Source organism: Pyramidobacter sp. CG50-2 (assembly GCF_003612005.1).
Lineage (GTDB): Bacteria > Synergistota > Synergistia > Synergistales > Dethiosulfovibrionaceae > Pyramidobacter.
This window is the reverse complement of the sequence record NZ_RAWT01000003.1, coordinates 59,164-71,696: the sequence shown is the minus strand read 5'-3', so window position 1 is coordinate 71,696 and position 12,533 is coordinate 59,164. Positions and strand designations below refer to the sequence as shown.

10 protein-coding genes and 1 pseudogene are annotated in these 12,533 nt (G+C 61.0%); 6 read left to right on the top strand and 5 right to left on the bottom strand.

Features of this window, described 5'->3' with window-relative positions; all coding sequences use genetic code 11:
• The 6 genes from D7D26_RS01250 (at position 1) to D7D26_RS01225 (ending at position 5,835) form a co-directional block, all read left to right on the top strand.
• Positions 1-1,884 (top strand): heavy metal translocating P-type ATPase, encoded by a 1,884-nt coding sequence (locus tag D7D26_RS01250; RefSeq protein WP_120371706.1) that lies wholly within the window; start codon positions 1-3, stop codon positions 1,882-1,884.
• Between the two features lie 506 nt (positions 1,885-2,390).
• Positions 2,391-3,182, top strand: a complete 792-nt coding sequence (locus tag D7D26_RS01245) for a DUF4198 domain-containing protein (RefSeq protein ID WP_120371705.1) — start codon at positions 2,391-2,393, stop codon at positions 3,180-3,182.
• A 5-nt stretch (positions 3,183-3,187) separates the two neighbouring features.
• Positions 3,188-3,688: a hypothetical protein gene (locus D7D26_RS01240; RefSeq protein ID WP_120371704.1), complete on the top strand. Its 501-nt coding sequence runs from the start codon at positions 3,188-3,190 to the stop codon at positions 3,686-3,688.
• Between the two features lie 2 nt (positions 3,689-3,690).
• Entirely contained in the window at positions 3,691-4,299 is a 609-nt protein-coding gene (gene cbiM, locus D7D26_RS01235) for a cobalt transporter CbiM (protein WP_120371703.1), read from the top strand.
• A gap of 16 nt (positions 4,300-4,315) precedes the next feature.
• Complete coding sequence (locus D7D26_RS01230; protein ID WP_120371702.1) at positions 4,316-5,092, top strand: energy-coupling factor transporter transmembrane component T family protein; 777 nt, start codon at positions 4,316-4,318, stop codon at positions 5,090-5,092.
• The gene (locus D7D26_RS01225) at positions 5,089-5,835 is read left to right on the top strand and encodes an energy-coupling factor ABC transporter ATP-binding protein (protein WP_120371701.1); all 747 of its coding nucleotides are present in this window, start codon (positions 5,089-5,091) and stop codon (positions 5,833-5,835) included. Before D7D26_RS01230 ends, D7D26_RS01225 begins: the two co-directional genes overlap by 4 nt.
• Positions 5,836-5,949: 114 nt before the next feature.
• On the opposite strand, the gene D7D26_RS01220 is transcribed toward D7D26_RS01225, so the two are convergent.
• The 5 genes and pseudogenes from D7D26_RS01220 to D7D26_RS01200 all read right to left on the bottom strand — a co-directional run bounded on the left by D7D26_RS01220 (position 5,950) and on the right by D7D26_RS01200 (position 12,435).
• On the bottom strand, positions 5,950-7,113 hold the full coding sequence (locus D7D26_RS01220) for a helix-turn-helix domain-containing protein (protein WP_120371700.1): 1,164 nt from the start codon (positions 7,111-7,113) through the stop codon (positions 5,950-5,952).
• A 512-nt stretch (positions 7,114-7,625) separates the two neighbouring features.
• Complete coding sequence (locus tag D7D26_RS01215) at positions 7,626-8,015, bottom strand: bleomycin resistance protein (protein ID WP_120371699.1); 390 nt, start codon at positions 8,013-8,015, stop codon at positions 7,626-7,628.
• A 114-nt stretch (positions 8,016-8,129) separates the two neighbouring features.
• Positions 8,130-9,659 (bottom strand): glutamine-hydrolyzing GMP synthase, encoded by a 1,530-nt coding sequence (gene guaA / locus D7D26_RS01210; protein ID WP_120371698.1) that lies wholly within the window; start codon positions 9,657-9,659, stop codon positions 8,130-8,132.
• 145 nt (positions 9,660-9,804) lie between these two features.
• Positions 9,805-9,951 (bottom strand): annotated as a pseudogene (locus D7D26_RS12860) (hypothetical protein); the annotation flags it as partial.
• A gap of 90 nt (positions 9,952-10,041) precedes the next feature.
• Positions 10,042-12,435, bottom strand: a complete 2,394-nt coding sequence (locus D7D26_RS01200; RefSeq protein WP_120371696.1) for an ankyrin repeat domain-containing protein — start codon at positions 12,433-12,435, stop codon at positions 10,042-10,044.
• Between the last annotated feature and the right edge of the window lie 98 nt (positions 12,436-12,533).

The window sequence follows — 12,533 nt, the reverse complement described above, 5'->3', positions numbered from 1 at the left end:
ATGAACCGGAAACAGCTTCGCATGCTGCTGCGCATCCTCGCCGCCGCGGTCATGATGGGCGCCCTGCACTTCGCGCGCGTCGCCGGCGCGGCGCGCTTTCTGCTTTATCTCGTGCCGTATCTGACCGTCGGTTACGACATTCTCGGCAAATCGCTCAAGGGCGTCAAAAACCGCCAGATCTTCGACGAGAACTTCCTTATGACCGTGGCCACGCTCGGCGCCATGGCGCTGGCCGTTTACGAGGACGGCGACTACACCGAGGCCATCGCCGTCATGCTCTTCTACCAGACCGGCGAGCTGTTCCAGAGCTACGCCGTCGGCAAAAGCCGCCGCAGCATCAGCGCCCTCATGGATATCCGCCCCGACTACGCCAACGTCGAGCGGGGCGGCCGCCTCGAGCGCGTTGATCCCGACGAGGTCGCGCCCGGTGCGGTCATCGTCGTTCAACCGGGCGAAAAAGTCCCCATCGACGGCGTCGTCGCCGAGGGACGCTCGACGCTCGATACATCCGCCCTGACTGGCGAGAGCGTGCCGCGCGAGACCGGCCCCGGCGACGAGATCCTTTCCGGCTGCATCAACATGACCGCCCCGCTCAAGGTGAAAACCGCGCGCGAGTTCGGCGAATCCACCGTTTCGAAAATCCTCGACCTGGTCGAGAACGCCAGTTCGCGCAAGTCCAAATCCGAAGAGTTCATCAGCAAGTTTGCTCGCGTCTACACCCCCGCCGTCTGCGGCGGCGCTCTGGCGCTGGCCGTGCTGCCGCCGCTGGCGCGTCTTTTCGCGACGGGACTCTCCCCCGATTGGGGCGATTGGCTCTACCGCGCCCTCACCTTTCTCGTCATCAGCTGCCCCTGCGCGCTGGTCGTCAGCATCCCGCTCACGTTCTTCGCCGGTCTGGGCGGCGCCAGCCGCGAAGGCGTGCTCGTCAAAGGCTCCAACTATCTGGAAACGCTGGCGAACACAAAGTGCGTCGTCTTCGACAAGACCGGCACGCTCACGCAGGGCGTCTTCGAAGTCAGCGACGTGCATCACTGCCCCATCGAGCGCAAACGCCTGCTCGAGTTCGCCGCGCTGGCCGAAAGCGCCTCGCCGCATCCGATCAGCACGTCGCTGCGCCTCGCCTACGGCAGCCCCATCGACCGCGCCCGCGTCGCCGACATCCGCGAGATCAGCGGCGAAGGAGTCACCGCCGTCGTGGATGGATTCTCCGTCGCCGCCGGCAACGCCAAACTCATGGAACGTCTCGGCATCCCCTGCATCCGCTGCCGCAGCGCCGGCTCGATCGTGCACATGGCCATCGACGGCAAGTACGCGGGACACATCGTCATCTCCGACGTGGTCAAGCCCAACGCTCGGGAGGCCATCGTCCGCCTCCGCGCCGCCGGCGTGAAAGAGACCGTCATGCTCACGGGGGACCGCCGCCCCGCCGCCGAACAGACGGCCCGGGAACTCGGCGTCGACGAGTTCCACGCCGGGCTGCTGCCCGCCGATAAAGTCGCCAAGGTGGAGGAGCTGCTGTCACGCCAGCCCATCGGCGCAAAGCTGGCCTTCGTCGGCGACGGGCTCAACGACGCGCCCGTGCTCTCGCGCGCCGACGTCGGCATCGCCATGGGCGCGATGGGCAGCGACGCCGCCATCGAGGCCGCCGACGTCGTGCTGATGGACGACGATCCCCTCAAGATCGTCACAGCGATCAGGATCGCGCGCAAATGTCTGGGTATCGTGCGCCAGAACATCTGGTTCGCCATCGGCGTCAAGCTCGCCTGCCTGGCGCTCGGCGCGCTGGGACTCGCCAACATGTGGCTGGCCGTCTTCGCCGACGTCGGCGTGATGGTCCTGGCGGTGCTCAACGCGATCCGCGCGCTGCTCGTCAAAAACCTGTGAAGGCGAAACAAAAACGGGCGCGCCTCAAAGGGCCTGTTCCACGGCAAAGGTACCATAACAAGACGCGGGGAAAAACAAAAAAACACGATTTCTTCTAGAACCGGGCGGCGTGGAGCGTCCGACAGCCGCTGAGCTGTCGGGCGCTTTTTTTCATGGCGAACGTTCGACGCGAAGCCCTCACAACTATTTCTCCCGACTTTTAGCCTCTAAAAGTCGGGCGGAGCGATTTCCGCCGCCGAGGACCGGCACATCCCACGAAAGGTTCTTCGTCCGCCGGCGCCGACGTCGTTTCGGGAAAACCTTCCGCCGCGCGCTCAAAAAGCCGCGAGCGCCGAGCAAGGCGTGACACGCCCTTTACTCACCTTGACACAAATTGGCGTTATGATATTATTGCGTCGTAGCACGATGACGGAAACGCCATTTCCAAGCGGCGATTTTCCGCTTTCGGGCCGCGGAATCTCCGCGGCTCAACACAATCTTTTCAAAATCTAAGGAGGAAGCATTTCATGTCTCAGCGCAAAACGTTCTCCCTGTTCTCGGCGGCGCTTCTCGTCTCGGTTCTTTCCGGCGCGGCCATGGCTCACGAACTGGTGCTGCGCGCCAACGGCGAGGTCACGGAAGGCGCGCCTCTGGCCGTGTCGGTGCATTCCGGACACAAGTTCATCGTCCCCGAAGAAGTGGAAAGTCTCGAACGCGTCAAGGCCGGTCCCTTCGTGGACGGCAAGCTGATGGCCCAGCCGCTGACCGGCAACGAAAAGGGGTTGTGCATCGACTTCACGGTGCCGGAAGTCAAGGCCGGCGAGTCGTTGATCGTCGTCGCCGAAAAGGACGGCGGCGTCTGGAGCGTCACCAACGAGGGCGGCAAATCGGGGGCGCGCAAGGATCTCGAAGCTCAGGGGCTGAAGGTCAAATCGGCAGTCAAGCACGACAAATACGCCAAGCTGATCCTCAACGCCTCCAAAGACGACAAGAACTTCGCCACCGCCGTCGGCCATCCGCTGGAAGTCATTCCCGTGACCAATCCGGCCGACGCCAAGGTGGGCGAGTTCTTCGAGGTGAAGGTCGTGCTCGAAGGTCAGCCTTACACGGGCCCCGTCTGGGCGACTTACGACGGTTTCGTCACCGAGCACGAGAACACCTATGCCTACTACACCGAGGCGGAGAGCGGCACGGCCTTCATCAAGATCACCGCGCCCGGCCTCTGGGGCGTCCGCGCCCGTCAGGACGGCCTGCCCGGCGTCGAAGGGACCTACGACAGCCGCACGGTGCGTTCTTTCCTGCTCTTCGAAGTCAAATAACGATCATGACGGCGCTTTTGAAAAGGGCGGCCGCGACTTTGCTGATGGGGCTCGCGCTGACGGGTCCCATTGGTTGTTTGCGCGCTTCCGCCCATGGCGTGGGATACCGCCAGTCAGATCTGCCCTCGGTGCCGCTGGAGTTCTTTTATTCCACCGGCGAAACCATGAGTTACCTCGAGACGAAGGTCTTCTCGCCCGCCGACGAGAAGTTCGCCAACCAGTCGGGGCGCACCGACGCCGCCGGGCGCTTCGCGTTCGTTCCCGATGTGCCCGGCACATGGCGCGTGATCGTCAAGGACGACGAAGGCCATCAGTGCACGGCGGAAATCGGCGTGACGCAGGAATTCCTCGACGGCGGTTCCGAAAAGTCCTCCGCCCTCGCCGTCAAAGAACAGAGCGCGGTGCCTCAGGGCATGGATCTGGCGATCCGCTGCGCCCTCGGCGTCAGCCTGCTCTTCAACGTCGCCGCGTTCGTCCTGCTGGCACGCCGCGGAAAGGCGGCCTGAGCATGCATATCAGCGAAGGCGTGCTCTCCACAGGCGCGCTGGCGGCCGGCTGGGCCATCACCGCGGCCGGCACGGCCGTGGGCCTGAAAAAGCTCAAGCCCGAGCGCATCGTGCGCGTGGCGTTGCTGTCGTCGGCGTTCTTCCTCGCGTCGCTGGTCAACGTCAAAATCGGTCCCAGCTCGACGCACCTTTCGCTCATCGCGCCGATGGGGCTGGTGCTGGGCTGGTCGACTTTTCCCGCAGTGCTGGTGGCGCTGCTCCTGCAGGCGCTGCTGTTCCACTTCGGCGGGCTGGCGGTGCTCGGCCCCAACACGGTGGACGTGGCGTTGCCGGCGCTGCTGGTCTATCTGATTTTCGCACGGCCGATCCGGCGCCAGGGCGGCGCGGTTGCCGCGGTCTGGGCGTTCGCCGCCGGCACGCTGGCGGTGCTGCTGTGCGCCGTCGGCGTGGGGTTGTTCCTCGGCGCCACGGACGAAAATTTTCTCGGCGTGGCAAAGGTGGTCTTTCTCGCTCACGTGCCGGTCGCGTTCGTCGAGGGCGCGATCACGGCCTTCATGGTGGCGTGGCTGAAAAAAGTCTCCCCGGAGTTTCTGTCGGGCGTCGACCGCTGACGAAAGGACGGCGGTAATGCGTCTCGATACGGGCGGACTGTTCGCGGAAAACGCGCGCGCTCCGCTTGACGCTTTCGATCCGCGCGCGCGGATGCTCTGCGCCGCAGCTTACGCGGCGACGCTATCGGCGCTGGACCGGCCGGCGGCACTGGCGTTCGCGGCGCTGCTGCCGGGGGCGCTGTTTTTCTGCGGGCCGCTTCGCCCCCTGCTGCGCTCGCTGCGCCAGCTCAATCTGGTCAGCCTGGCGATGACGTTCCTGCTGGCGCTGACCTGGCCGGGGCGCACGCTCTGGGGACCGTTCACGCGCGAAGGGATCCGTCAGGGGCTTCTCATCACAGTCAGGCTGAATCTGATCTCGGTCGCGCTGCTGCGGCTGATCGCGGCCATGGGACCGGCGCGCTGCGAAACCGCGCTCGCCCGTCTGGGCTGCCCGGAAAAGCTGCGCGTTCTGCTGCTGCTCACGCTGCGCGGCATTTATCTGCTGGCCGAGCGCATGGCCACGGCCCTGCAGGCGGTCAATCTGCGCAGCGGTTCGCGCGGCGCGGGACGCTCGCCGCACTTGAAGGGGACGCTGCGCTGGCGCGTGTTCGCTTTTATGGCGGCGAGCGCGCTGCTGCAGAGTTCCGACCGTTCGGAACGCATGATGCTGGCGCTGAACTGCCGCGGCGGTCTGGCAGGTTTCGCCGCGGCGCAGCCGCTCCGCTGGAAAACGCGCGACACGGCGCTGACCGTTTTCTGCGCGGTCGTGCTCGCAGCGGCGCAGGCGCTCGATTTTTCGGGAGGCTTTCAATGAATCCGGCTCAATCGGAAAAATCCACCTGCCCGCTGGAAGTGCGAGCGCTCCACTACAGCTATCCCGACGGGCACAAGGCGCTGAACGGCGTATCGTTCGGCCTGCGCGAAAACGAGAAGCTCGCGCTCGTCGGCCCCAACGGCTCCGGCAAGTCGACGCTGCTGCTTCATCTGGCCGGGGGCATCGCCGCCCGCCAGGGAGAGATCCGGCTGTACGGACAGCCCGCCGGCACGGAAGAGCTGCGCCAAGCCGTCGGCCTGATCTTTCAGGAACCGGACGACCAGCTCTTCATGCCGCAGGTCGCCGACGACGTGGCCTTCGGCCTCGTCGCCCGCGGCATGCCCGCCGGCGAGGCGCATCGCAAGGCGCTGGAAATGCTCGAACATTTGGGCGCGGCACATCTGGCCGAACGGCCGCCGCACCGCCTTTCCGGCGGCGAAAAGCGTCTGGCCGCTTTGGCTGGGATCCTCGTCATGGAACCGCAGGTGATCGTTCTCGACGAACCGACCGCGGCGCTCGACCCGCGTGCGCGGCGGCGCGTCGTCGAAACGCTGCGCGCGCTGTCCCAGCCGCTGATCCTCACCACGCACGACCTCGACATGGCGCTCGACGTGTGCAGCCGCGCCGCGCTGCTCTACGACGGAGCCGTCGCCGCGGAAGGGCCTCTGCCCGACCTGTTCCGCGACAAAGGGCTGCTGGAGCGCAACGGCCTCGAACTGCCGCTGCGGTATTCCGCCACTTAACTCGACACGATTTCTTGATCAGATATTTCAATGTACGCCCACAGTTTTCTCGGCATCAAAAAATAAAGGAGCGATAGCGGCATGATTCTGCTATCGCTCCTTTTCTATCCTGTTTTATTCTGCGAGCGCCTCTTCCTGCTCTTTGCAAATAGCCTCTTCTATATTAAACAACGGAAGTTCAATGAGCGATATTTTTTCTTTGTTTATAAAATTTTCTGCGCCATCTTCATCATGAAAGAACAAAAAACGTTCGTCAGAAGCTTCGTCGCCGAATTCGTAGATTAATGAGATCTCCAAGCTCAAGGATTGCTCTTGACCAAAATCGATGTTATACCGCTCCGTTTTGCCGTCGGCGTAGCAGCAGACGACTGCTCCCTCAGATAATAATGCGTCGCTTGTACCGTCATCTTTCTCGACGTAACTGGCCATCACTTTGCACAGATTTGGAGAGATAAGTTTTTCCGGTATTTGTTCTTCGGTCTCTTCGTAATACGTGTAATCACTCAATGACTCGTAGATGACTGGTGGAACCTCCCCCTCGTCGACAGACGAATCCCAGGTGCACGAACTAGGCGCACCACAACCATCGTCAAGTAAAACAATTCTATTGACATTGCTTGTATTGATCAAAAGAACTTTGTTATTCATGCAAGGGATGACAAGATATCCGTGCCCGATCCAACCATAAACCATGCTTCGCGTGGTTCCGGTAATCGGATACCAAAGATATTTCTCGGAAGATGAGGGGAGAATCCCAATATGCCCCCAGAACCCATTTTCCGCCAATTCCTCTCCTGCGCTGCAACGGTCAAGGGACGCTTTCCACCTTGCTATTTGAGGTGGGAAATAATTCGTCCCCAGGAGGCTCCGCACGCCTGTGCGCAAGGCATAGGCAAGGTCGCGAAGTTCAGAGATCTCAGCTTTTGCGCCGGCTTCGATTTCTTTCAGTCGCGCCGTCGATACTCCCGTACGTTCGGCCAGCTGCTTCTCGTCAACTCGAAGAAGCTGCTTCAGGAGCCGGGTTTGATTGAATCGATTCGGGCTGTTTCCCATTAACATATCTGCGGAGATTTTCAAACCGTCAAGAACCTTTGTAATATGTTTTTCGTAATTCGTCTTGTTCGTAATGCCTGCGGACAAAAGCTTGTCCAAAGTCGGGCGCGATATGCCCGCGGCCTTGCAGAAACCAGCTTTCGTAAAACCGCGTTCAAGCAACATCGATTCGAGCTTCGCTCCGACAGCACTGCGCATATCAAATAAGTCCGCTATCTCATACATTTCATCAGCCTCCTTTTGGGCCAAGTATAGCCCCGCTCTCAAGATACGTCAATAAATATTTTACGTTTTTATATCAAAATATTTACATCTGCTGAACGTCAAAGCAACTATAATATAAACCGTGAGCCACCGTCGCATTTGATCTAAAAGCTTCGGCGTCGCATTAAGTCTGACGCGATTTCTCCGACGCATTTTAAAGCGGAACGCCCCCAATCCTCCAACTTCTCGTATGGTATACCTTACAAGGTGGATGAGCATTGAGAAAGCGTTTGACGTTGTCGGATCGCAACAACGTCGAAAAAATATCTGGCGCAAGGAGTTTCTTTCGCGGAAATCGGACGGCGCCTTGATCCATGCCCCCGGCCAACCTCCCGCGCGAAAACATCTCGCAGCTCCCCGTCTGGTATATCCAGCGCGCGCCTCAAAGCAGTTCCTCAAACTGATATTTTAACAAGCACAAAAAAGCACATGGCTGAAGGATTTTTTGCTCTTCAAGCCATGCGCTTTTCTCGTCAGTCTGTAAATCTCAAGAGATATCCGTCAGGATCCTGAACCAAAAACTCTTTCTGAACGATCTCCTCCGTCCCGCTTCTGTAGCGACTGGTCGACAATCTTCTAAACGGCTCGATCCCCGCAGTTATCACTCTATCGTAAAGCTCTTCCACATTGGAAACGGACATCTCAAAGTTCACGCCTCTGCCAAAGGGATACTCCAGGACGCCCGTGTTCCAGCCGCCGTTGTCCTGTTCAAACATCAACTGATTTTCCCCCAAAGACAAAAAGACGAATTTATCTTCAGGGCGCTCATACTCAATGTTGAATCGCAGCACGTGCGTATAGAACTTCTTCGTCCTTTCGATATCCCTAACGGTCAACTCAGGGATTAAAGAATTGAATTTCATATCTCATGCACCGCCCTAAAAGCCTTAAATTCATCCGTCTCGCTCTATATCCATAAAGCCTTTCAGCACAGAAATGTTGGGAGGCTTTTTCTGAGGAGCAGTGTATTTAGATCGTTATTCCCACTCCACCGTCGCAGGCGGTTTGCTGGTGACGTCGTAGACGACGCGGTTGACGCCGCGGACTTCGTTGCAGATTCTGGTGGAGGCGCGGGCCAGCACTTCGTGGGGCATGCGGTACCATTCGGCGGTCATGCCGTCGCGGCTGGTGATGGCGCGCAGGGCGCAGACGCGGGCGTAGGTGCGCTCGTCGCCCATGACGCCGACGGTGTAGACAGGCAGCAGCACGGCGAAGGCCTGCCAGATCTCGTCGTACAGTCCAGCTTTGTTGATCTCTTCCAGATAGATCTTGTCGGCGGCGCGCAGGATTTCGAGTTTCTCCCTGGTGATGTCGCCGAGGCAGCGCACGGCCAGGCCGGGGCCGGGGAAGGGATGGCGGCGCACGATGTTTTCGGGCACGCCGAGCAGGCGACCGACGGCGCGGCCTTCGTCCTTGAACAGTTCGCGCAGGGGTTCGAGCAGCGACAGGTTCATGTCCTTGGGCAGGCCGCCGACGTTGTGGTGGCTCTTGATGACGGCCGCGCCTTTGCGCTGGCCGCTCTCGATCACGTCGGGGTAGAGCGTGCCCTGCAGCAGCCAGCGGGCGCCTTTGATCTTGCGGGCTTCTTCCTCGAAGATGCGGATGAAGGTCTCGCCGATGATCTTGCGCTTCTTCTCGGGGTCGATGACGCCGGCCATTCCTTTGACAAACTTCTCGCTGGCGTCGACGTAGGCGACGTTGAGTTTCATCTGCCGGTAGCTGGCGAGCACTTCTTCGGCTTCGCCGGCGCGGAGCAGGCCGTTGTTGACGAAGATGCACTGCAGGCGGTCGCCGACGGCGGCGGCGGTCAGCGCGGCGGCAACGGAGGAATCGACGCCGCCGGAGAGGCCGCAGATGACTTTGTCTTCGCCGACTGTGGCGCGGATCTCGCTTTTCATCTTCTCGGCCCAGTCGCCGAGGTCCCAGTCGCCTTTGCAGCCGCAGATCTTGAACAGGAAGTTGCCGAGCAGTTCCGCGCCTTTTTCGGTGTGCGAGACTTCGGGATGGAACTGTACGGCGGTGATGTGGTCGTCGGGCGTGCGCATGCCGGCGACGACGCCGTCTTCGGAGACGGCGGTGGGGACGAAACCGGCGGGGACTTTTTCCACGTCGTCGCCGTGGCTCATCCACACCTGCGACCTCTCGGGCATACCGGCGAAGAACGGGCATTCGCCATCCTTGACGACAAGTGTGGCGCGCCCGTATTCCCGGGCGGCGGAGCGGCGCACGGTCCCGCCGTACTGGAGCGCGGCCAGCTGCATACCGTAGCAGATGCCGAGGATAGGCAGCCTGAGGTCGAAAAAGCCCTCGGCCAGACGGGGCGAATCGGGTTCGAGCACGCTGCGCGGGCCGCCGGAGACGATCAGGCCGGTGGGCGTGCGCGACATGATCTGTTCGATCGTCGCGTCCCAGGGCAGGATCTCGCTGTGCACTTTCATTTCGCGCACGCGGCGGGCGATAAGCTGGGTATACTGCGAGCCGCAGTCGAGAATGACGATGTTGTCCATGAAGAACTCCTTTCGCGAATCGGGAAAAGTTGGCGTTCGATTTATTATAACAAGGAACGGGTTCTCCGGCGTTCGGTCATGCGCGGGGAACCCGTTTCATTTAGTTCGGAAAGAGCGGAGAGCCGTTTTTTACGGCGTGCGTCTCTCAGGTTAAGGGTCTTACGCAGTTCAACGCATTTTCTGGAATATCCGCACGCCGTTGCTGAAGGCGCGCTGCGAAGAGGTACAGCTCTTCAAGAGCAAACCCATCGGAGGCGGTCTCGTTCACGCAGTTCAGCACGTCGGACAGCCAGCCGCGGGCGTCGGCGTTTTCGCTCGTTAGGCGGGCGCTTTTCTGCGAGTTCCATAGAGAAAACGCTAAGCCGACGTGAGCGACAGCGCGCTATTTGGCCGCGTCTTCCAGCTTCGCGAGCACTTCGGCGGGAAGTCTCTTGTTCTTGCGCGCGGCGTCGAGGATCGAGAGTTTTTTCTTGTTGACGGCCTTGACGTCCGCGCCGCCGTTCAACAGGGCTTCGATCACGCCAGCGACAGGACGGCTGTTTTTCACGGCCCACAGCAGCGGCGTATCGCCGTATTGATCGGCGGCGTTGACGTCGGCTCCGGCTTTCAGCATCACTTCGACAGACTCGGGCTCCGTTTTTTCGCGTCCGACCAGCATCAGCAGCGGCGTACGCTCACTGCTGGTACGGCTCTTCAGGTCGGCGCCGGCTTTAATCAGCGCCGCAATCGTCTCGGCGTCGTCGCCTTTGGCGGTCAGCAGCGGCGTGTACCCCATGGAGTCGGCGGCGTTGACGTCCGCCCCCAGTTCGATCAGCTTGAGAGCGACTTCACCGCGGCGCTTGCCTTCGCTCGCGGCCTTGAACAGCGCCGTGCGCTTCTGGGGGCCGGGCTCATTCACGTCCGCGCCACCCTTGACGAGGGCTTCGATGATCTCGGGATTCGGATTGCTGTCCACGGCAAGCGTCAGCACGGTGTTTCCGCTCTTATCCCTGGCGTTGGCATTGGCTCCGGCTTTGATCAGCATGTCGATCACGACGGGATCGGTCTTCTGCCGGGTCACGGCCTGCATCAGCACAGTCTTTTTATCGCGCGTGAGGGTCGCGTTCGGATCGGCCTTCGCGCCCAGCAGCAGTTCGACGATCTCCTTTTCCTCGCATTCGGGGTTGTTCACGGCCTGCATCAGCAGCGTGTATCCGTCCTCGATCTCCGCAGCGTTCACGTCCAACCCGGCATCGACGAGCTTTTTCACGAACGCAAAGGGATTCTTTTTATTGAAGGCAATAAACGCAGAGGTGGAGCCGTCCTTGTCCTTCCAGTTCACGTCCGCGCCGGCCGCCAGCAGCATGTCAATGACTTCGGGATTATCACAGAACTGCACCGCGGTCTTCAGCATGTTCCACTGGCCGTCGCTCGTGACCGCGTTGACGTTTGCTCCCACATCGATCAGGGTCTTGACAAGCTCAGGCGGGCGGTTGCTGCGCAAAGCATTATGCAGTCTCGTCCAGCCGTTCTTGCCGGGCGCGTTCACGTCGGCCCCTGCCTCGACGAGCGGGGCGATGCTGCGGAGGCTGCGCTGCACGGCGATATCGAGCGCGGTACGGCCGCTCTTGTCGGCGACCAGCGGGTCAGCGCCGGCTGCCAGAAGAGCTTCTGCGAGCGCCGGCGCGTCGTTTTGGACGGCCCGCATCAGCAGCGTGGACCCGTTCGCGTCGGCTGTCTTCGCGTCGGCTCCGTTTTTCAGAAGTGAGCCGACGATCGCGGCGTTGGGTTCACGGGCTTTTACGGCTATCGTCAGAGCGTCGTCACCGCGGCTGTTCTTCGCGTTCACGTCGGCGCCCGCGGCGATCAGCACGTCGACGACGGACGCGTGTCCTTTCTCGGCGGCCTTCATCAGCGGCGTCTCGCCGCGGCTGTCAGCAGCGTTCACGTCCGCGCCGTTTTTGATCAGCAGGTCGAGCGTCTCCGCGTCGCCTTCCCTGACGCTCCGTGCAACCAGCGAAGCTGTCGTGTCGGCGGGAACGGCTCTCACGTCGGCTCCGGCGGCGATCAGCGTCTTCACGGCCGTCAGGTTTTCGCGGTCGATAGCGTAGGCCAGTGCCGTCATCCCATCAGCGCTTTTTACTTTCATATCGGCGCCGGCTTTCAGCAGCAGATTGATCGCTTCCGACGTGATCCCACGGTTGCGGGCGGCACCCATCAGCGCTGTGCAGCCTTTTTGGTCAGCGGCGTTCACGTGCGCCTTCGCGTCCAGCAGTGCTGTAATCGTCTCCGGCAGAGCGGAGCTGCCCGCTGAAGCCATCAGCGGCGTGATGCCCTGGTCGGTGGCGGCGTTGGCGTCGGCCCCGGCCGCCAGCAACGTTTTCACGATCTCGGGATACTTGTTCGCGGCCGCGCCTAGCAGCGCGGTTATACCGTCTTTCGCGCGCGCGTCAACGGACGCGCCCGCTTTCAGCAGCTCCGCGGCGATAGCCGGGTCCTTGCACGTGGCAGCGGCAATCAGCGCAGTCTGCCCGCTCTTGCCGACCGCGTTCACGTCGGCTCCGGCGGCAAGCAGCGCCTTGACGACTTCGAGCGTGTTGTATGCACACGCCGTCATTAGCGGCGTTTCCTCGCGCTTGTTGCGGGCTTCGAGGTTCGCGCCCTCGTTCAAAGCTGCGGCGATCTCCTCGGGCGCGCCCTTTCGGCACAGCTTGTGGAAATCGTTATCGCTCAGCGCGCTCCACGCGGGCAACGCAAATACGAAACACAGCACCCCGGCTAAAAAGCGTTTTTTCATCAAGCGTCATCTCCTTATCCTTAAAAATTTCATTTTTGAAAGCCATTCTCAACTTTATCAATAATTATACATAAACTCCTTTAAAAGGCAAATTAACA